Here is a 21,515-nt window from a genome sequence, read left to right on the forward strand (position 1 = left end):
TGATGTCAGAGACACTCAATCAAATTAAAGAAAGTTTTATTGAATATTTACTTTTTCAATATCGATTTAAGTCGCGTATTGCAGTTTGGGTGCTTAACTATATAAAAGTGAATGAGGCGAAATTGGCAAACATTCATTTTGTAGATACAAAAATTAATCATCATGAAACATTAGAAATTGCAGAAGTGGGAAGTCACGCTTCTGCAATTCAATTTACTAAGCGTAATATAAAGTTAATGAATACAAATGAAATATTTGATTATATCGCTAATCATAACTGTGCTTTTGATATTCAAATTCACTTCGCAAACGTGTCAAAGCGTGAGCAAAGGCTAGATGATTTAATAGTTGCTCAACTAACGGAATCGCCCAGTTATCAAACTTATCTTCATGACTTAAATAGTATGGCTATAGATCGGCATAAACATGCGTTATTAATAGATTACTTGTTACACAATATTGATTTAAGTTTACAGATGAATGAAAAGCAACGTTTTTATCAACTAACGCAAATTTTAAATACACTCAAGCTAGTAAATAAACATAATCAATTTGAGGACTTAGCAGATGACGATTAATACATTTTGGCAATATACACTTTATCAACGTTCTTGGTTAATGATGCTACTCATTTGTAATATATTAGGGATGATTTATGGTTATATATGGTATGGTGAACAATTAAGTCATACGCCGTGGCATTTTAAGATTTTTGTTCCAGATAGCCCAACTGCAATATTATTCTTAGTTATTTCTATCTCAATGATATTAATCCAAAAACAAAATAGTATTATCGATGCACTGGCATTTGTAACATTATTCAAATATGGGATTTGGGCAGTTATTATGAATATATTATTTATTATTGAACAAGGTGATATTACAGTAAATGGCCTGATATTAATGTTTTCCCACAGTATAATGGCCGTTCAGGCAATTTACTTCTATCCTAGGTTTAAACGTTCTATGATTGGAATCAGTGTAGCGATGACTTGGGTATTTTTGAATGATTATATTGACTATTTTCACCTTCAATTTCCATATTATGATTTTATAACTACACATGTGTGGCAAATTGGTGTATTATCATGTTGTCTGAGTGTTTTTGGACTTTTGCTTTATATTGAATTAAACAAATTATTAAAGTGTAAATGATTTGATAAAAACGGCAAATGACAGTAAAATATTTATAAAGGAGAGTGAGTTTATTGTCTTCAATTTTTACTATGATAATTTATTTCGTAATATTAATGGTGCTTCCTTTATGGGCACAACACAAAGTTAAATCTAACTATGAGAAATATTCACAAGTTAGATCAACTAGTGGTAAAACGGGTCGTGAAGTTGCATTAGAAATTTTACATGCAAACGGTATTTATGATGTCGAAGTTGTTAAAGGTGAAGGATTCTTAACAGATCATTACGATCCTAAAAAGAAAGTTGTTTCACTATCTCCTGCAAACTATGACAGACCATCAGTTGCTGGAACTGCAATTGCAGCCCACGAAGTTGGTCATGCCATTCAAGATCACCAAGGATATTGGTTCTTAAGATTCAGAGCAGCATTAGTACCTGTTGCAAACCTAGGGAGTTCATTAAGTTATATGATCATCATGTTAGGTATTATCTTAACAGCGATAGGTAGTGCATTTGGTTCAACTGCTTTATGGATTGGTGCTGGTTTAATGTCATTAGCGGTATTATTCTCAATTGTTACGTTACCAGTTGAGTTTGATGCGAGTTCAAGAGCGATGAAACAAATTACGGCATTGAACATTGTAAATGAAAAAGAATACAAGCATGCGCGTAAAGTATTATCTGCAGCAGCAATGACTTATGTTGCAGCAACTGCTGTCGCTGTAGCAGAGCTTGTACGTATCATTTTGCTTGCGCGTTCAAGTGATTAATCTTATAGATTAACAATTAACTTAAATTAGACACTTATTAACTAGCTAATCACATTTTGTGTGGTTGCTAGTTTTTTTGTGCTTATTTTTCTAATGGTAGATTATTCACTATATTATTTTATTGTAGTAGTACGTATCATAAAGTTATAATCCCATTTTCAATTGATTTAATTTAGTTAGGAATGCATTACATTTATATAAACTGAATTATTAAACTACTAAAATAAACAACTTGTCATCTAGTTTAGCTAGAGTCAGTAGATTGCACTAAACATGCATGAGACTTCAAATTGATATATACTATATTAGAAATGCAATATAAGGAGAACGTAGAAATGAAATCAATGGTAGAAATGCAACGTGAAGTTGATAAATATATTGGACAATTTAAAACAGGATATTTTTCACCATTAGCTAACTTAGCTAGATTGACTGAAGAAGTGGGCGAACTTGCACGTGAAATAAATCATACCTATGGTGAAAAAAAGAAGAAAGATTCAGAGGAAGCAAATACGATTAAAGCAGAATTAGGTGATAATTTATTTGTGTTGTTATGTTTAGCGAATTCAATGGGAATAGATATGACAGAGAGCTTTAATGAAACAATGGAAAAGTTTAATACAAGAGATAAAAATCGATTCGAAAGAAAGTGAATATAAAAATATATGCTTTATTTGGATTTGATTAAGATTAAAAACATAGACCAATGAATTGCATCGCATGAAATTATATTATTTTTAAAGTAAATATAACTAGATAAATGATTATATATACGACACCTGTTTTTTAGATATTTGAAATTATAAACTCAACATTACTATAAACTTAAATTTAAACAATTATCTACGCATCGAGAATAATAGAAAGAGAAATAGAAAGAAAGGATGGGCAAGCGAATGAAGATAGGTATAACATGTTACCCGTCCATGGGTGGTTCTGGAATTATTGCCACAGAATTAGGAATTAAATTAGCAGAGCGAGGTCACGAAGTACATTTTATCACTTCAAATATCCCGTTTAGAATAAGAAAACCATTACCGAATATGATTTTTCATCAAGTTGAAGTGAATCAATATGCAGTATTTCAGTATCCACCGTATGATATTACGTTAAGTACTAAAATCGCTGAAGTTATTAAAGAATATGATCTTGATTTGTTGCATATGCACTATGCTGTACCTCATGCAATTTGTGGGATTTTAGCTCGTGAGATGTCAGGTAAAGATATAAAAATTATGACAACGCTACACGGTACTGATATTACTGTTTTGGGCTATGATCATTCACTCCAAGGTGCAATTAAATTTGGCATTGAAAAAAGTGATATTGTGACAAGTGTGAGTAAATCTTTAGCACAAGAAACACATGAAATTATTGAAACTAACAAAGAAATTATACCGATTTATAATTTTGTACGTGAAAATGAGTTTCCAACTAAACATAACACAGCATTAAAATCACAATTTGGTATAGCACCAGATGAAAAAGTGTTAATACATGTATCGAATTTTAGACAAGTAAAACGCATAGATACTATTATAGAAACATTTGCAAAAGTACGTGAAAAGATACCTAGTAAATTAATTTTACTTGGAGATGGTCCTGAATTAGTGCCAATGCGTCAATTGACGAAAGAGTTAAACGTAGAAGAGGATGTTTTATTTTTAGGGAAACAAGATTGCGTAAGTGAATTTTACCAATTATCTGACTTAGTATTATTATTAAGTGAAAAAGAAAGCTTTGGACTAACTTTACTTGAGGCTATGAAAACAGGCGTCGTTCCAATTGGTTCAAATGCCGGTGGAATTAAAGAGGTTATTAAACATGGTGAAACTGGATTTGTCGTAGATGTGGGTGATTGTGATTCAGCGAGTGACTATGCTATCCGATTACTTGAAGATAAGGTGTTATACAACAAACTTCAGAAAAACATGCTAGCAGATATTGCTGAACGTTTTGGATCAGAACTCATTACAGATCAATATGAGTATTATTATCAAAAAATGCTAAATGAGCATAACAAAAGTAAAGGCGAGTAATAATATGGATAAATCATTATTTGAACAGGCAAGGCCTATATTAGAACAAATTCAAGACACTGGTTTTGAAGCATATTATGTAGGTGGCTCTGTCAGAGATTATATCATGGGAAGAAATATTCATGATATAGATATCACAACAAGTGCAACGCCAGATGAAATAGAATCTATCTTTAGTCATACGATACCTGTAGGTAAAGAACATGGCACTATAAATGTAGTTTTTAATGATGAAAATTATGAAGTGACAACATTCCGGGCTGAAGAAGATTATGTCGATCACCGTAGACCAAGTGGTGTTACATTTGTTCGTGATTTATACGAAGATTTGCAACGAAGAGATTTCACTATGAATGCGATAGCAATGGATACAGCATACAAATTGTATGATTATTTTGATGGTCAACAAGATATTAATAATCGAATAATAAGAACTGTAGGTATAGCTGAGGAACGATTCCAAGAAGACGCTTTACGTATGATTCGATGTTTAAGATTCCAGTCACAATTATCATTTGATATTGCAACGGAAACATTCGAAGCGATGCGTACACAAATGGCAGATATTAAATTTTTATCAATTGAGCGTATAGTGATTGAACTAACTAAATTAATGCGAGGTATTAATGTTGAAAAGAGTTTTAATCATTTAAAATCGCTGAAAGCATTTAATTATATGCCATATTTCGAACATCTTGATATGAATCAAATTAATGTAACTGAAGCAATTGATTTAGAATTGTTGATTGCTATAGTATCAGTTAAATTTGATATTAATTACTCATTGAAGCCTTTAAAGCTAAGTAACCGACAAGTAAAAGATATCAATCAATATATTCAAATTATGAATGCATTACCAAGTATTATTACAAAAGAACAATTAAAAATGTTTGTTTATGATTATGATACGAATCTCATTAAAAATGTAATGGTTGCAGCAGACGTGTTAAAGGCAAATGATATTCAAGGACATGAACCATTAATCGTTAACCTTCAAACGATTAATGAAACATTACATCGTTTACCTATGCATAATAGAAAAGACATGATGGTTAATGGTGGTGTACTTATGGCACATTTAAATGCCAAAAGTGGTCCGTGGTTAAAAGATGTGCTAAGACAAATTGAGATAGCGATTGTAACAGGTAAAGTAAGCAACGAAGAAACTGAAATTTTGAAATGGGTGGATAATCATGTCAAAATATAGTCAAGATGTACTTCAATTACTCTATAAAAATAAACCGAATTATATATCTGGACAAAGCATTGCGGAATCACTTAATATTTCACGCACTGCAGTAAAAAAGGTGATTGACCAATTAAAGTTAGAGGGATGTAAAATTGATTCAGTAAATCATAAAGGGCATTTATTACAACAACTCCCAGATATTTGGTATCAGGGTATAATAGACCAATATACAAAAAGTTCTGCTTTGTTTGATTTTAGTGAAGTATACGATTCAATAGATTCTACACAACTTGCTGCGAAAAAGTCACTTGTTGGAAATCAATCTTCATTTTTTATCTTGAGTGATGAACAAACGAAAGGTCGTGGGCGATTTAATAGACATTGGAGTTCTTCAAAAGGGCAAGGACTTTGGATGTCTGTCGTGTTAAGACCTAACGTTGCATTCTCAATGATATCTAAATTTAATTTATTTATTGCATTAGGGATAAGAGATGCGATTCAACATTTTAGTCAAGATGAAGTCAAAGTGAAATGGCCGAATGATATATATATTGATAATGGTAAAGTGTGTGGTTTCTTAACTGAAATGGTTGCTAATAATGATGGTATAGAAGCAATAATATGTGGTATAGGTATTAATTTGACGCAACAACTAGAAAACTTTGATGAAAGTATTAGACATAGAGCAACAAGTATACAATTACATGATAAAAATAAATTAGATAGATATCAATTTTTAGAGATATTACTTCAAGAAATTGAAAAAAGATATAATCAATTTTTAACGTTACCTTTTTCTGAAATTCGTGAAGAATATATTGCAGCTTCTAATATTTGGAATAGAACGTTGCTATTTACAGAAAATGATAAACAGTTTAAAGGACAAGCAATTGATTTAGATTACGATGGCTATCTAATTGTTAGAGATGAAGCGGGTGAATCACACCGTTTAATTAGTGCAGATATAGATTTTTAACACTAAAGCAAGGAGAGATAGCTATGGGTATGGCAACCTATGCCGTTGTGGATTTGGAAACAACAGGCAACCAATTAGATTTTGACGATATCATTCAAATTGGTATAACGTTTGTGCGCAATAACCAAATTATTGATACATATCATTCTATGATTAGAACAAATTTAGAGATTCCGCCGTTCATTCAAGCGTTAACATCCATTGAAGAAAATATGCTACAACAAGCGCCATATTTTAATCAAGTTGCACAAGAAATCTACGATAAGATAAAAGATTGCATTTTTGTCGCTCATAATGTAGATTTTGATTTGAATTTTATTAAAAAGGCATTTAAAGATTGTAATATTCAATATCGTCCCAAAAAAGTTATAGATACACTAGAAATCTTTAAAATAGCTTTTCCTACAGATAAAAGCTATCAATTAAGTGAATTAGCAGAGGCACATGGTATTACCTTAGCAAATGCCCATCGAGCTGACGAAGATGCCGCTACTACTGCTAAATTGATGATATTAGCATTTGAAAAATTTGAAAAGTTACCGTTAGATACTTTAAAGCAATTATATTATTTAAGTAAACAGTTAAAATACGATTTATATGATATTTTCTTTGAGATGGTTAGGCAATATGATGCAAAGCCATTGGATAAATCGTACGAAAAGTTCGAACAGATTATCTATCGTAAGCAAGTTGATTTTAAAAAGCCGACAACAAATTATAATGGCAGCTTGAAGTCTTTATATAGCAAAGCTGTAGATCAACTTGGCTTAACATATCGACCGCAGCAATTATATTTAGCGGAAACTATATTAGATCAGCTCATGCATAGTGAAAAAGCAATGATTGAAGCATCACTAGGCAGTGGTAAATCATTAGCATATTTACTTGCGGCCTTGATGTATAATATTGAAACTGGAAAGCATGTTATGATTTCTACCAATACCAAATTACTGCAAAGTCAATTGTTAGAAAAAGATATTCCAGCAATGAATGAAGCGTTAAATTTTAAAATTAATGCACTATTGATTAAAAGTAAAAGTGATTACATTTCATTGGGGCTTATTAGTCAAATTTTAAAAGATGACACAAGTAATTACGAAGTGAATATCTTGAAAATGCAATTGCTGATTTGGATTACAGAGACGCCGTCCGGAGATATACAGGAATTAAATTTAAAAGGTGGTCAAAAGATGTATTTTGACCAGAAAATTGAAACATATGTACCGGCACGTCACGATGTTCATTATTATAATTTTATTAAGCGAAATGCACAGAACATTCAAATTGGTATTACAAATCATGCACATTTAATTCATTCTGATGTTGAAAATTCAATATATCAATTGTTTGATGATTGTATAGTGGATGAAGCACATCGCTTACCAGACTATGCCTTAAATCAAGTGACAAATGAGTTGAGTTATGCTGATATTAAATATCAGCTTGGTTTGATTGGTAAAAACGAAAATGAAAAATTGTTAAAGGCAATTGATCAACTGGAAAAGCAGCGAATTTTGGAAAAATTAGATATTGCACCAATTGATATTTTTGGCTTGAAGGCTAGTATGAATGAGATTCATGAGTTAAATGAGCAATTGTTCTCAACGATATTTACGATTATCAATGATTCTGATGTTTATGATGATGATATTCATCGCTTCCATAATGTATTTACTTTTGAAACAAAAGACATTTTGAAGGATTTACATGCGATTATCGATAAGTTAAATAAAACGCTAGAAATATTCAATGGCATTAGTCATAAAACAGTTAAATCATTACGGAAACAGTTGTTGTATTTAAAAGATAAATTTAAAAATATCGAACAAAGTTTAAAAGCTGGACATACTAGTTTCATTTCGATTAAAAATTTATCTCAAAAATCAACAATACGTTTATATGTGAAAGATTACGCTGTAAAAGATGTATTAACGAAACAAGTATTGGAAAAATTTAAATCACTCATTTTTATATCTGGTACTTTAAAATTTAATCATTCGTTTGAAGCTTTTAAACAGTTATTCAACAAAGATGTTCACTTTAATACATTTGAAGTTAACACGTCGTTACAAAGTGCAAAAAATACAAGTGTATTTATACCGAGTGATGTAGCATCTTATCAATATAAAAATATAGATGAGTATGTAGCATCGATTGTAAGCTATATTATTGAATATACGACTATAACGTCATCAAAATGTTTAGTCTTATTTACGAGTTATAAAATGATGCATATGGTACAAGATATGCTAAATGAATTGCCAGAATTTGAAGATTATGTTGTATTAACACAACAGCAGAACCAAAATTATAAAATAGTACAACAGTTTAATAATTTTGATAAGGCCATACTGCTTGGTACGTCAACATTTTTTGAAGGTTTTGATTTTCAAGCAAATGGTATTAAATGTGTGATGATAGCGAAGTTACCGTTTATGAACAAGCATAATGCAAAATATTGGCTTATGGATTCTGAATTCACTTCAACTTTCAAGGAATATGTATTACCTGATGCAGTTACACGTTTTAGACAAGGACTTGGAAGATTAATTAGAAGTGAAAATGATCGCGGCATAATAGTTTCATTTGATGATCGACTTATAAACAGTAATTATAAAAACTTTTTTGAACAAACACTTGAAAATTATCGTCAGAAAAAAGGCGACATTCAACAGTTTGGAAAATTATTAAGACAAATTCAAAAAAAGAAAAAGTGAAATACAAAGTAAAATTCTTGTGACATGACATGTGCTATGTTCTGTTACAAGAATTTTTGTTTGGTCGTCAAAATTTGAGTTTTATAATTAAACTTGAATGTTAGCACAAAAAACGACCTTCATACTAATAATATTGAGGCTTTATTATATATTTTGTCTGAAACTGATGATTGTATTGTCTTAATATAAATTAATGTTCAAATCTGTGCGTAAATCATTACCATTTACACGTTATCTTTTAGTCTAGTTCTAGAACTTGAAAGCGGATTTTGTTAAAATGAATGAGTATTGTATAACGAAAAAATAAATAGGAGAATGGTTATGAAAACAACGATTAAACAAGCGAAAGATCATTTAAACCAAGACGTTACAATTGGTGCTTGGTTAACAAATAAACGTTCAAGTGGTAAAATCGCCTTTTTACAATTACGTGATGGAACAGGCTTTATGCAAGGCGTAGTAGTTAAATCAGAAGTTGATGAAGAGGTATTCAAACTTGCGAAAGAAATTACTCAAGAATCATCTCTATACGTTACAGGCACAATTACAGAAGATAATCGTTCTGACTTAGGATACGAAATGCAAGTGAAATCAATTGAAGTTATTTCAGAAGCGCATGACTATCCGATTACACCTAAAAATCATGGTACAGAATTCTTAATGGATCACCGTCATTTATGGTTACGTTCTAAAAAACAACATGCTGTAATGAAAATTAGAAATGAAGTTATTCGTGCAACGTATGAATTTTTCAACAAAGATGGATTTACAAAGGTTGATCCACCAATTTTGACAGCAAGTGCGCCAGAAGGTACAAGTGAATTATTCCATACTAAATACTTTGATCAAGATGCGTTTTTATCTCAAAGTGGTCAGTTATACTTAGAAGCTGCAGCAATGGCACACGGAAAAGTATTTTCATTTGGTCCAACTTTCAGAGCTGAAAAATCAAAAACACGTAGACACTTGATCGAGTTCTGGATGATTGAAGGGGAAATGGCTTTCACAAATCATGCTGAAAGTATAGAAATTCAAGAACAATATGTAACACATGTTGTAAAATCAGTTTTAGAAAATTGTAAACTAGAGTTGAAAATTTTAGAGCGTGATACATCAAAACTTGAAAAAGTTGCGACACCATTCCCTAGAATTTCATATGATGATGCAATTGAATTCTTAAAAGCAGAAGGCTTTGATGATATTGAATGGGGCGAAGATTTTGGTGCGCCACATGAAACAGCCATTGCTAATCATTATGATTTACCGGTGTTTATTACTAATTATCCAACTAAAATTAAGCCTTTCTATATGCAACCAAATCCTGAGAATGAAGAAACTGTATTATGTGCAGACTTAATTGCACCTGAAGGATACGGTGAAATTATTGGTGGATCTGAACGTGTGGATGACTTAGAATTGTTAGAAAAACGCGTTAAAGAACATGGATTAGACGAAGAAGCATATAGTTACTACTTAGACTTACGTCGTTATGGTAGTGTGCCACACTGTGGATTTGGTTTAGGTTTAGAACGTACAGTAGCATGGATTTCTGGTGTTGAACACGTTCGTGAAACTGCGCCATTCCCAAGATTATTAAACCGTTTATATCCATAAGTTTTAGGGTCGTTACTTAAAATTTATATTATGATAATAAAAAGAATCGTCCAGCCTATATTAATAGCTGGGCGATTTATGCTTGGAAAATGAAGATTGATAACGGCTTATATTAATCATGAACAAACTTTTGTTTAGTAACTATATTTGGAAAATAAATAGTTCATCTGATTATCCATAAAGTTCATTGTTAAAATCTAGTTTTAAAAAATACTGTTATTTAAAATTTGTTTGCTACTAGTTAAATATATTAAGCATTTTAGTCGAAAATTAAAGAAAATGATTTATACTATTAAGTAATGGTTAAATTTAAAAGGGGGCACGAACATGGATAAATATCAATTAAAAGCAAGACCTGTAGTGATACGAAGAGAATTATTAGACCATTACAGTGACTTAGGTTTAGATGAGCAAGATTTAGTCATTTTGCTTAAATTGATTTATGCTTCCGAAACATCAAATAAACAGCCTTCAATTGAATTACTTCAGAAGGGCTCAACTATGCAACCACGCGATATTACAATGGTTATTCAAAATTTGATACAACGTGAATTGCTAGAATTACAAGTTCAAAAAGATGAAGAAGGTAGATTTACCGAATATATGAATCTAGATCCTTTTTTCGAAAAATTAAGTCATATATTGAAGCAACAAAGTATGGAAACGAAAGAGCAAAATAGTAAAGAAAAATTTAAACAATTATTTAGAGTTTTAGAGGATACATTTGCAAGGCCGTTATCTCCATATGAAATAGAAACGTTAAATCAATGGATTGATGTTGATAAACACGATAGTGCAATTATACAAGCGGCATTAGACGAGGCGAATAGTTTGAATAAACTTAGCTTTAAATATATGGATCGTATTTTACTTAATTGGAAGAAAAACAATGTCAAAACAATTGACGATTCTAGAAAAATAAGAGAAAAATTTAATAAACCGAAAATGACGCACACAGTTAAAACGGTACCTAAATTTGATTGGTTAAACGGGGAGAACCTTGATGGTAAGTAAGAAAAAAGCATTAGAAATGATTGATGTTATAGCAAATATGTTTCCGGATGCAGAATGTGAATTAAAACATGATAATCCGTTCGAATTAACTATTGCTGTATTATTGTCAGCGCAATGTACAGACGTTCTAGTAAATAGAGTAACAACTGAGCTGTTTAAAAAATACAAAACGCCTGAAGATTATTTGGTAGTCAGTGATGAAGAACTTATGAATGATATTCGTTCTATCGGTTTGTATCGTAACAAAGCTAAGAATATTAAGAAACTTTGTCAATCTTTGATTGATCAATTTAATGGAGAAATACCACAAACACATAAGGAATTAGAAAGTTTAGCAGGTGTAGGACGTAAAACTGCTAATGTAGTCATGAGTGTAGCATTTGATGAACCTTCATTAGCTGTTGATACGCATGTAGAACGTGTTTCTAAACGCTTAGGTATTAATCGTTGGAAAGATAATGTGAGACAGGTAGAAGACCGTTTATGTTCTGTCATACCTAGAGATAGATGGAATAGGAGCCATCATCAACTCATTTTCTTTGGAAGATACCACTGTTTAGCCCGAAAACCTAAATGCGATATTTGTCCACTATTAGAAGATTGTAGAGAAGGACAAAAACGTTATAAAGCTAGTTTGAAAGAAGCGTGATAACATGACAAATATTACAAAAGAGGTATTTGATAATTTAGAACAAGAGATTGATGTATTTGCCAAAAATAAGACATTAGGTTCTAGTGAAGCAAAGCCCTACTTGGATGAATACTATAGTAAAATTGTTGATTATTTTAAGCAGGTTAATGAGATAACTGGCAATATTGATTTTGATAATTTAAATCAATATCCTGTTGTGCCAATGAATTTTAAAGAAAGATATGATTATATGATTGAACGTAAATATCATTTTATGGGCTATCGACAAATGAAGACCTTTAAAACTGAATTGATTAAAATGAATGCTAGTTATCAAACAAGGTTAAAGAATAAGCAGGTATAGACAAGATTGATCATTTCCTAATGTTGAAAATATATAAAACTAATTCATGCACACATATTTGTATTTATGTTAGGTGTCGTGTCATTACAACGTCTTAATATAAAAACTGTCCATCTACATCATAATGGATATCTTGAGGTATGCTTTAAGATATCTATTTCGAATCGTAGGTGGATTTCTTATATTTATGATTGTGAAAATATGTTGCAAACATCTTGATATTTCACTGATTAACGTACACAGGGAATTGATAAACATATAAATTTAAAACAGCGTCTAAGATGACTATGAGAAAATATAATCATAATTTTAAAAATGGGAACAACCACTTTTGCAATGTCAATAATTTTAAATAGCTAAAGATGTGAATATGAAAAACTATTTAGATGTTTCAAAATGTATGTGAATGACTGATTTTAAGGTTTCTACTAATATAGCAATAGCGTATGAATACTTATAAAAAAAGCAGGAAGTTTTACCTTCCCACCATAAAAGATGAAGAACCTAAAAAATCCTCAGCTACGCCATAAATATGGTATAACTGAGGATTTTATGTTGTGTGGATTAGTTGAATATACCTGTTAATCCACCGCTGTTTCTAGATTGTTGAGATCTAGTATTGTTATTTGATTGTGCAGTACCACTGCTGTTTGCTGATGTGTCACTACCACCGTGTGTACTACGATTTGTAGTGTTGTTATCTTGACTACCAGAAACATTGATTGATGGGATACTACCACTTACTGAGCTAGGACGTTTAAAGTCTTCGCCATCTCTAGATGAAATTTTTGACATCACATTTTCATATAAGAACTGTGGATATTCTTGTTGGCTATGTCCCACAAATGAGTTTTCACCATATTGTTTAACTTTACTGAAGCCCATCCACACTGACATAGTGTATTGAGGTGTAAAGCCGTTAATCCACACGTCTTTCGCTGCATTATCAGGTAAATTATATTGTGAATAAGTTTCAGCACCGTAAGTACCAGTACCTGTCTTAGCACCCATATTTACTCCAGATACACCATGGCCATATGCAGAACCATATGGTTTAAATGTACCTTTTAGCATCTCAGCTAACATGTATGCAGTGTAATCACTCATCGCTTTATGGCTAGTATGATCGTATTCGATTGTTTCACCATCACGAGTAACTACTTTTTGAATTGAATGAGCGTTGTTATAAGTACCACCGTTAGCGATTGCAGCAAATGCTGATGCTAATTGTGTTGGTGAGAATTCTGAAGCAGAACCACCAAGTACTTCAGATGGACCAATATCGCCTTCGTAGTTTAAGCCAAGTTTGGCAGCGAATTTCTTAGGTGCATCATTACCAGCATTTTGCTTAACTGATTGCCAAGCTTTTAAAGCTGGTATATTGAAACTTTGTCGTAAAGCATCATAAATAGATACAGTACCGTGACTCTTCGTATCATAGTTTCTAAATGTAGAACCATCAACTTGATATGAAGATTCATCTTGAATCGCATGGTTTGTTGCCCATTTCATATTTTCAATGGCAGGTCCATACGCTAAGAAAGGTTTTAAAGATGAACCAGTAGGGTGAGGATCTGTTGCTTGGTTTCTGTTAACGACGTCTTTGAAATCACGTCCACCAGATATAGCAACTAAACCACCAGTTTTACTATCAAGAATCGTTGCACCAACTTGTTGGTCTTTATTCTTGTAGAAGCTACCATTATCAACATCATTTTGTAATGTTTTTTGAACATCTTTATCCATGTTTGTATAAATTTTAATACCACTTTGTAATACATTACCTAAATTTTCATCTTTGAATGCTTTATTATTCATTAATTCAGATTTTACAAAGTTAACGTATGAATTATACTCAGAATCTTGATTTGTATCAATGTTTTGACGTTCTTCAGCAGTACGATTTACTAAGTTCGCTTTTAAATCGATTTTCTTAGCATCTTCCCACTGTTTATCTGTAATGCGTTTATGATAATGCATTAAGTATAAAACAGTGTTTTTACGATCTTCAGCAGCTTTTGGATGATCATAAATATTATAGTTGTTTGGAACCTGAGGTAAACCGGCTAAATAAGCTTCTTCCGCTAAGTTTAAATCTTTTAAATCTTTATTAAAGTAATACTTAGCAGCAGCTTTAATACCTGTTACGCCATCAGAATAGTAAATTTTATTTAGATATACTTGGAAGATATCATCTTTACTATACTCTTGTTCTAAACGATATGATAAGTATGCTTCTTGAGCTTTACGTCCAATAGATTTATGTTGTGATAAAAATGCATCTTTAACAACTTGTTGTGTTAATGTTGAGGCACCTTCAGAACCAAATCCACCAGTCAAGTTCTTACCAATTGCACCGAATAAACGTTTATAATCAAGTGCGCCATGTTCGTAGAAACGATTGTCTTCAGTTGCAAGTACTGCGTCTTTCATTGATTTCGGCACGTCTTTTAAATTTACATGCTCATGTCTTTGGCCATTATCTAATGTTTTAACAAGTTCTCCGTTCTTGTCATATATCTTTGCAGGAATCGGATCTTGTAATTTAGCTTCGGTAAAAGCAGGTGCTTTCCAAGCATAATAAGCAAACAATAAGATACCTAGTAAAAGAACAACGAAAAATGCAATAATCATGAAGCCAATAATCTTAATAATCGTTCTCTTCACATTTCTATTCTTTTTTGAGTTGGATTTCCCACCATTATTACCGTTTTTCTTAGGCTGAGAAGATCCTTTGTTTTCCGTCATACGCGGTCCTCACTTTCATCTAATATCAACTTATCAACTGCTTTTAGATAGTCTAATCTTGGTTGATACTGATAAGGAATATGGTAACCATTTTTTCGTATTTCATCAACTGTTATAGACTTTTTAATATTATCTTTATATCTCTTCCAAAATACTTCGAATTTTGAATAGGGTAAAAGATAAACTTCATCTAGCGTTTTAAAACGAATCATTAAAAACACAATACCTTTTTGTTGATATGCATTTTTCATATGTTCGACTTGATGGTCATGAATATTATTTAAAGGAAAGGACGTCTTGTTTTTAGTTTCCTTTGCTTCAAAATCAATATAATAACCTTGATAAACGCCGTTGTAATCAGTTGTTGAAGGTGTACGAAAATAAGCTTCGTTAATCACAGCTTTACTCCGCTTAGGATAGTTGACATTAACTATTTGTACTGGCGTAGGCTTTTTGTGAATAACTGCAATGTCACTTTTAAGATAAAACGTATTTGAATGTTCGATATCTTTTTCAAGTGACATACCACGTCCACCATACTCAATATTACTAAAGGCAGCGGTCTTTTTCCCTCCGTCTATAGCACTATTTTTACGATATGGTTTACCATTTGGATAATTCATAAATTTCACCACACAAGTTTGGTAGTAAACGTTGTTTATTATACACAACATTATAGTGAAACACCAAACTTAAATTAGTATAAATGCGAAAGACACAATACACCAAAGCTTATTTTAACGTGATTTCAGCATTAACACAATAATATTATAATACATTTACCGTTAATGTTGGAATTTTACACACAATTTTAATTAATTGAAAAGTTTTGCTTATAAAAATGAATACTCATTACAATATTTTTGAATTTTGTTATAAAAGTCAAATCATGATTAGTAATTTTTATTTTTGAGGCAAGTACAAGTATGTGTTGTTAATCAGCAGAGGTGTATTTGATTTAAATGATTTTATTAGATTAAAAGTATTTTCATCGTATAACAACATACACGATAAAATTTTGTATTTATATAGGAAGTTTTTAGATTTACTTGATTTAACAGATAACACATTTGAAAAAATAGTTAAATCAAATTATATAGAGTGTTAAAACATGACGAATACAGTATATTGTGATAAATTAAAAAATGTAGGAGGCGTCCTCATGAATGATGTAGTCGAATCACTAATTTATGAAGTTAACAACATGCAACAAAATTTTGAAAATGTGAAATCACAACAACAAGATCATGATTTTTACCAAACTGTAAAGCCATATACTGAACATATTGATAGCATGCTCAATGAGATCAAATTACATCGTGAATTTATTATAGAAGTACCTTATATGAATTCAAGGAAATTTGAGCTACTGATTGCTAACATTGAACAACTTTCTGTCGAATGTCATTTTAAGCGAACAAGTCGAAAGTTATTTATAGAAAAGCTTAAAAGTGTTCAATATGATTTACAAAATATATTAGATGGCGTAACAAAAGAGGGTACTCATGGTTAAAACAGTTTATGTAACAGGTTACAAATCATTCGAATTAAACATTTTTAAAGATGACGCACCTGAAGTACATTATTTAAAACAATTTATAAAACATATAATTGAACAACTGTTGGATGAAGGATTAGAATGGGTGTTAATACAAGGGCAAATGGGTATAGAATTATGGACTGCAGAAGTTGTTATTGAATTACAACGAACATATGATTCGTTAAAGTTTGCTGTAATTACACCGTTCCAAGGACATACAGAAAAGTGGAATGAACATAATCAAAGTAAGTATGCCAACATAATTAAGCATGCAGATTATGTTGATAGTATTTTTCATACGTCGTATCAGGGTCCTTTTCAATTTAAACAAGCAGATCAATTTATGCTTGAACATTCGGATCAAACATTGCTCATTTATGATGAGGAACAAGAGGCAAGTCCTAAGTTCTTCAAGCAGATGTTAGTTGATTTTATGGATAAAACAAACTATACTTGTGATATTGTGACGTTCGATGAATTAACAGCATTCATCAATGACTTACAGTGGTCTGAAGATCAAAGTTTCTAATGAGGTGGAAAAAATGTCAGATGTTTCATTGAAATTATCAGCAAAAGATATTTATGAAAAAGATTTTGAAAAAACGATGGCTCGTGGCTATAGAAGAGAAGAAGTAGATGCATTTTTAGATGACATTATTGCTGATTATCAAAAAATGGCCGATATGAATAATGAAGTTGTAAAATTATCAGAAGAGAATCATAAACTTAAAAAAGAATTAGAAGAATTAAGACTACGTGTAGCAACATCAAGACCTCAGGACAATAAAAGTTTTTCTTCGAATAATACAACAACAAATACATCTTCAAATAATGTAGATATTTTAAAACGTATTTCAAACTTAGAAAAAGCTGTATTTGGTAAATAATTACTAAATACAAAAGTTTAACTGTCTTACTAATAATGACTATGTTATAATTTTAAAAGTGATATTTTGGGTAATCGCTATATTATATAGAGGAAAGTCCATGCTCACACAGTCTGAGATGATTGTAGTGTTCGTGCTTGATGAAACAATAAATCAAGGCATTAATTTGACGGCAATGAAATATCCTAAGTCTTTCGATATGGATAGAGTAATTTGAAAGTGCCACAGTGACGTAGCTTTTATAGAAATATAAAAGGTGGAACGCGGTAAACCCCTCGAGTGAGCAATCCAAATTTGGTAGGAGCACTTGTTTAACGGAATTCAACGTATAAACGAGACACACTTCGCGAAATGAAGTGGTGTAGACAGATGGTTATCACCTGAGTACCAGTGTGACTAGTGCACGTGATGAGTACGATGGAACAGAACATGGCTTATAGAAATATTACTACTAGTTTAGCTCTCCTAGATGATGGAGAGCTTTTTTCATGAAAAGAACACTTAAAATTAACGCCTTGTCTTGATATAATGACACTGCCTTGTTTTAAAATAGTAAGCGAATGCGTTAATGTATCAGCGATTAAATTTGTTGGAAATGTATAAAAAACACAAGCTAAGAATAAAATACCTGTATAAAAGGAGAATCATATATGTTTCAATTACTTGCAGTTTGTCCGATGGGATTAGAAGCTGTTGTTGCTAGGGAAATTCAAGAATTAGGCTATGAAACAAATGTTGAAAATGGTCGTATATTTTTTGAAGGAGACGCAAGTGCAATTGTAAAGGCAAATTTATGGTTGCGCACAGCAGACCGAATCAAAATTGTTGTTGGACGTTTTAACGCAACAACGTTTGACGAATTATTCGAACAAACCAAAGCGCTCCCTTGGGAATCTATAATTGATAAAGAAGGTAACTTCCCAGTTCAAGGTAGAAGCGTTAAATCAACACTACATAGTGTGCCAGATTGTCAGGCGATAACTAAGAAAGCTATTGTTGAACGATTACGTCGCGCATATAACGAAAAAGGTTGGTTAAATGAATCAGGTGCCAAATACCCTGTTGAAGTTGCCATTTTAAAAGATAATGTATTATTGACTATCGACACATCAGGTTCTGGTTTGAACAGACGTGGTTATAGATTAGCACAAGGTGAAGCACCAATTAAAGAAACGTTGGCAGCAAGTTTAATCCGTCTTGCAAACTGGAAAGGTGATACACCTTTAATTGATCCATTTTGCGGTTCGGGTACAATAGCTATAGAAGCTTGTTTAATTGCTCAAAATATCGCACCTGGTTTTAATCGCGAGTTCGTATCAGAGCAATGGAACATCATGCCAGCAAATATTTATGATGATTACCGTGATGAAGCGGATAAGATGGCTGATTATGATAAAGAAATCGAAGTATATGCTTCTGATATCGATCCTGAAATGATAGAGATTGCTAAGCGTAACGCTGAAGAAGTTGGGTTGTCTGATATTATTAAATTTAGTGTAAAAGATGTCAATACATTAACAATTGATACAGAAGAACCGGTGGCGTTAATTGGAAATCCTCCATATGGTGAACGTATTGGTGATCGTGAAGAAGTTGAAGAAATGTACCGTTATATTGGTAAACTAATGAAACAACATCCATTTTTATCTACATACATTTTAACAAGTAATAAAGAATTTGAATATTTAGTAGATCGTAAAGCAACGAAGCGACGTAAGTTATTTAATGGATATATAGAATGTACTTATTATCAATACTGGGGTAAAAAGACAGAACGTAAAACTATCGAAAACTAAAGTGTTTCTAATGCGTGACTAAAATTAGTATTAATTATGTTCTCATGATAATAGGTGTTTTTGAAAAATGGAGGAGTCTATAAATGGGTAAAAAAATGGGTCTAGGTTTATCTATTGCATTGATTGTTATTGGTATTGCCGTTGTATGTTTAATGATTTTTTCTAGTCAAAAAACGACTTATTTTGGTTATATGAATAGTAATACAAATGCAGAAAAAGTTGTAAGTGAAAAAGATGGATTAGTCAAACATAATATCAAAGTAGAACCATCTAATGATTTCAAGCCGGAAAAAGGAGACTTTGTAAAATTAGTTTCTAAAGATGATGGGAAGACATTTTATAAACAAGAGATTGTTAAACATGATGACGTCCCACACGGTTTAATGATGAAAATTCACGACATGCATATGAATTAATAAAAAAGCATCTATAACGTAATTTTGAAGAAGTAGAGTTATCTTCTTATGCGTTTTAGATGCTTTTTTATCTTCAAATTCAAAAAATCGGACAGATAAAAAGTAAAAACTTTCCATCAGTACGATTTATTATAGAACCCGTTTTAAGTAATTAGAGAGACGAGAATCATTTTGTAAATTTCGTCAGTTCAAAACTTTAAGTGCATTATTGTTTAGCACGACGATCTTTAATATATAATATTAATTCAATTATAAATACAAGGATAAGTGATAATCCAAATAATGGCATTAATAATCCTAATACAATTAAACATATGATGAGTGATATAGATGCTGGTTTTTTTACGCGATGTGGTACTTTTACTGCAGTATTTTTTGTACGCTTTATCCAAGAGACAAACCCCATGCCAATGGCTACTAATAAAGCGATACATACAAATAAATTAATGATTTTATTTAAAATGCCGAATAAATGACCTTCGTGAAGCGGAATGCCCCATGTAAACCATTTAGCAATAATACCGTAGTCATCATATTTAATCGTACCTAGCTTTTTACCGCTATATTGATCGAAATAAAGTGTTTGTTCCTTGTATGGTGATACATCTAGCCCAGTAACACCTGAATTACTAGTATTAGATACAATAAAGGTACCATTTTTATCACTTGGATATACGATTGAAAACGGCTTTTTAATACCAGCTTTTTGCGCCTGTTCAACGACCTTATCAATAGATATTTGATAATCTAATTTGGTTTGAGGCATTGCTGCATTACCATGATGACTACTTGAACCTTTTTCGGATGAAGCTGGCTGTTTATTTTTACGTGTAGCCCAAGGTAATTCGTTCAAATCTGATTTAGGTGGATTAATCGCTAATTCACCTTGACCAAGGTCACCGTTTGTGTCCATCATACCGGCAATTTTACTGCCCATAAAACCAGACCATGGCAATCCAGTTAAAACTAATACAAATACTGGAATTGCAATGATAACTCCAATCATTGCGTGCCACTTTTGCCAACGAAGTGCCTTACTTTTGTTAGAAATTAAATGCTTCTTAATGAGTAAATAAGTACCAGATAAAATCATGAATATCGTCCAACATGCGGTTAACTCTACTAAATAATTAATAATAGTATTTTCAGTAAACAAAGAACTATGTATACTTCGCATCACATTAGAATACGTATGTTTCGCATTTTGATCTGCAACAAATTGATTGTTATGATCTAGAAAGACGTAACGTTGATTTCCTGCCATATCACTCAGTGTAATTCGTTTGTTATATGGTTCATCAAGTATGCTAACTTTACTTACAAAGAATCCTTCATATTGTTGTTCAACTTGATGTACTGCATCATTTAATGTTTGATGCGTTTTTACATCACTGTCACCAAAAAACTCATTCTTATAAATATTATTTTCAACTTCTGGAAAGAACAAGTAACCAATGCCCGAAATGGTTAAAGTGATTAACAGTGGAGCAATAAAAATTGCTGCATAGAAATGTAATCTTTGTAATGGATTAAATGTATTTTTCATATTTCCCTCCCAATTGGCTATTATACGGTGTCAATTCTGTGACGTGTGTGAACAAACTGTGACAATATTTATTTTCTAGAAAAATTTAACGATGATTTGTGATTTTTAGAAAAATGAACTTTTAAGTTGGA

Annotated in this window: 21 protein-coding genes and 1 other RNA gene; 19 read left to right on the forward strand and 3 right to left on the reverse strand. The window is 31.6% G+C overall.

Annotation, left to right across the window (positions count from 1 at the left end; genetic code table 11):
- Nucleotides 1-2: 2 nt before the first annotated feature.
- From HMPREF3247_RS13150 to HMPREF3247_RS13205, 12 genes are all read left to right on the forward strand, one after another.
- Nucleotides 3-578 (forward strand): YpiB family protein, encoded by a 576-nt coding sequence (locus tag HMPREF3247_RS13150; protein WP_000005212.1) that lies wholly within the window; start codon nt 3-5, stop codon nt 576-578.
- The gene (locus HMPREF3247_RS13155; RefSeq protein ID WP_000154680.1) at nt 568-1,155 is read left to right on the forward strand and encodes a DUF1405 domain-containing protein; all 588 of its coding nucleotides are present in this window, start codon (nt 568-570) and stop codon (nt 1,153-1,155) included. Before HMPREF3247_RS13150 ends, HMPREF3247_RS13155 begins: the two co-directional genes overlap by 11 nt.
- A 71-nt stretch (nt 1,156-1,226) precedes the next feature.
- On the forward strand, nt 1,227-1,907 hold the full coding sequence (locus tag HMPREF3247_RS13160; RefSeq protein WP_031774998.1) for a zinc metallopeptidase: 681 nt from the start codon (nt 1,227-1,229) through the stop codon (nt 1,905-1,907).
- A 335-nt stretch (nt 1,908-2,242) separates the two neighbouring features.
- On the forward strand, nt 2,243-2,560 hold the full coding sequence (locus HMPREF3247_RS13165; RefSeq protein ID WP_000839931.1) for a nucleotide pyrophosphohydrolase: 318 nt from the start codon (nt 2,243-2,245) through the stop codon (nt 2,558-2,560).
- A gap of 243 nt (nt 2,561-2,803) precedes the next feature.
- A complete protein-coding gene (gene bshA, locus HMPREF3247_RS13170; RefSeq protein ID WP_000690027.1) occupies nt 2,804-3,946 on the forward strand; it encodes an N-acetyl-alpha-D-glucosaminyl L-malate synthase BshA in 1,143 nt (380 codons plus the stop codon).
- A gap of 4 nt (nt 3,947-3,950) precedes the next feature.
- Nucleotides 3,951-5,153: a CCA tRNA nucleotidyltransferase gene (locus HMPREF3247_RS13175; RefSeq protein ID WP_001566636.1), complete on the forward strand. Its 1,203-nt coding sequence runs from the start codon at nt 3,951-3,953 to the stop codon at nt 5,151-5,153.
- Nucleotides 5,140-6,111 carry a biotin--[acetyl-CoA-carboxylase] ligase gene (locus tag HMPREF3247_RS13180; protein ID WP_000049918.1) on the forward strand — a complete coding sequence of 324 codons (972 nt, stop codon included), beginning with the start codon at nt 5,140-5,142 and terminating at the stop codon, nt 6,109-6,111. Before HMPREF3247_RS13175 ends, HMPREF3247_RS13180 begins: the two co-directional genes overlap by 14 nt.
- A gap of 23 nt (nt 6,112-6,134) precedes the next feature.
- Nucleotides 6,135-8,828 (forward strand): ATP-dependent DNA helicase DinG, encoded by a 2,694-nt coding sequence (locus tag HMPREF3247_RS13185; RefSeq protein WP_000525081.1) that lies wholly within the window; start codon nt 6,135-6,137, stop codon nt 8,826-8,828.
- Nucleotides 8,829-9,149: 321 nt separating this feature from the next.
- Nucleotides 9,150-10,442 carry an asparagine--tRNA ligase gene (gene asnS / locus HMPREF3247_RS13190; protein WP_000858785.1) on the forward strand — a complete coding sequence of 431 codons (1,293 nt, stop codon included), beginning with the start codon at nt 9,150-9,152 and terminating at the stop codon, nt 10,440-10,442.
- A gap of 327 nt (nt 10,443-10,769) precedes the next feature.
- Nucleotides 10,770-11,456: a DnaD domain-containing protein gene (locus tag HMPREF3247_RS13195; protein ID WP_000362218.1), complete on the forward strand. Its 687-nt coding sequence runs from the start codon at nt 10,770-10,772 to the stop codon at nt 11,454-11,456.
- A complete protein-coding gene (gene nth / locus HMPREF3247_RS13200) occupies nt 11,446-12,105 on the forward strand; it encodes an endonuclease III (RefSeq protein WP_000253772.1) in 660 nt (219 codons plus the stop codon). The genes HMPREF3247_RS13195 and nth overlap by 11 nt, the downstream gene beginning before the upstream one ends.
- A gap of 4 nt (nt 12,106-12,109) precedes the next feature.
- Entirely contained in the window at nt 12,110-12,451 is a 342-nt protein-coding gene (locus HMPREF3247_RS13205) for a YpoC family protein (RefSeq protein WP_000182032.1), read from the forward strand.
- Between the two features lie 564 nt (nt 12,452-13,015).
- On the opposite strand, the gene HMPREF3247_RS13210 is transcribed toward HMPREF3247_RS13205, so the two are convergent.
- Both HMPREF3247_RS13210 and recU read right to left on the reverse strand, forming a co-directional pair.
- Entirely contained in the window at nt 13,016-15,199 is a 2,184-nt protein-coding gene (locus HMPREF3247_RS13210; RefSeq protein WP_000138343.1) for a transglycosylase domain-containing protein, read from the reverse strand.
- Nucleotides 15,196-15,822, reverse strand: a complete 627-nt coding sequence (gene recU / locus HMPREF3247_RS13215; RefSeq protein WP_001108889.1) for a Holliday junction resolvase RecU — start codon at nt 15,820-15,822, stop codon at nt 15,196-15,198. Before recU ends, HMPREF3247_RS13210 begins: the two co-directional genes overlap by 4 nt.
- 305 nt (nt 15,823-16,127) lie before the next feature.
- Here recU and HMPREF3247_RS13220 point away from each other — a divergent pair, with 305 nt between their 5' ends.
- From HMPREF3247_RS13220 to HMPREF3247_RS13250, 7 genes are all read left to right on the forward strand, one after another.
- Nucleotides 16,128-16,307 carry a hypothetical protein gene (locus HMPREF3247_RS13220; protein WP_001788819.1) on the forward strand — a complete coding sequence of 60 codons (180 nt, stop codon included), beginning with the start codon at nt 16,128-16,130 and terminating at the stop codon, nt 16,305-16,307.
- Nucleotides 16,308-16,361: 54 nt separating this feature from the next.
- A complete protein-coding gene (locus HMPREF3247_RS13225; protein WP_001000805.1) occupies nt 16,362-16,712 on the forward strand; it encodes a YppE family protein in 351 nt (116 codons plus the stop codon).
- Nucleotides 16,705-17,268: an SLOG family protein gene (locus tag HMPREF3247_RS13230; protein WP_070866251.1), complete on the forward strand. Its 564-nt coding sequence runs from the start codon at nt 16,705-16,707 to the stop codon at nt 17,266-17,268. Before HMPREF3247_RS13225 ends, HMPREF3247_RS13230 begins: the two co-directional genes overlap by 8 nt.
- 13 nt (nt 17,269-17,281) lie before the next feature.
- Nucleotides 17,282-17,626 (forward strand): cell division regulator GpsB, encoded by a 345-nt coding sequence (gpsB, locus tag HMPREF3247_RS13235; RefSeq protein WP_001286320.1) that lies wholly within the window; start codon nt 17,282-17,284, stop codon nt 17,624-17,626.
- Nucleotides 17,627-17,688: 62 nt separating this feature from the next.
- An RNA gene (gene rnpB / locus HMPREF3247_RS13240) (RNase P RNA component class B) lies at nt 17,689-18,068 on the forward strand.
- 208 nt (nt 18,069-18,276) lie between these two features.
- On the forward strand, nt 18,277-19,422 hold the full coding sequence (locus tag HMPREF3247_RS13245) for a THUMP domain-containing class I SAM-dependent RNA methyltransferase (protein WP_000487144.1): 1,146 nt from the start codon (nt 18,277-18,279) through the stop codon (nt 19,420-19,422).
- A gap of 83 nt (nt 19,423-19,505) precedes the next feature.
- Nucleotides 19,506-19,838 carry a DUF4889 domain-containing protein gene (locus HMPREF3247_RS13250; RefSeq protein ID WP_000516794.1) on the forward strand — a complete coding sequence of 111 codons (333 nt, stop codon included), beginning with the start codon at nt 19,506-19,508 and terminating at the stop codon, nt 19,836-19,838.
- Nucleotides 19,839-20,043: 205 nt separating this feature from the next.
- Here the strand turns inward: HMPREF3247_RS13250 and HMPREF3247_RS13260 are convergent, their stop codons facing one another.
- Nucleotides 20,044-21,384 carry a PepSY-associated TM helix domain-containing protein gene (locus HMPREF3247_RS13260; RefSeq protein WP_000798988.1) on the reverse strand — a complete coding sequence of 447 codons (1,341 nt, stop codon included), beginning with the start codon at nt 21,382-21,384 and terminating at the stop codon, nt 20,044-20,046.
- Nucleotides 21,385-21,515: the final 131 nt, after the last annotated feature.

This window comes from Staphylococcus sp. HMSC36A10 (genome assembly GCF_001838845.1).
GTDB classification, from domain to species: Bacteria; Bacillota; Bacilli; order Staphylococcales; family Staphylococcaceae; genus Staphylococcus; species Staphylococcus aureus.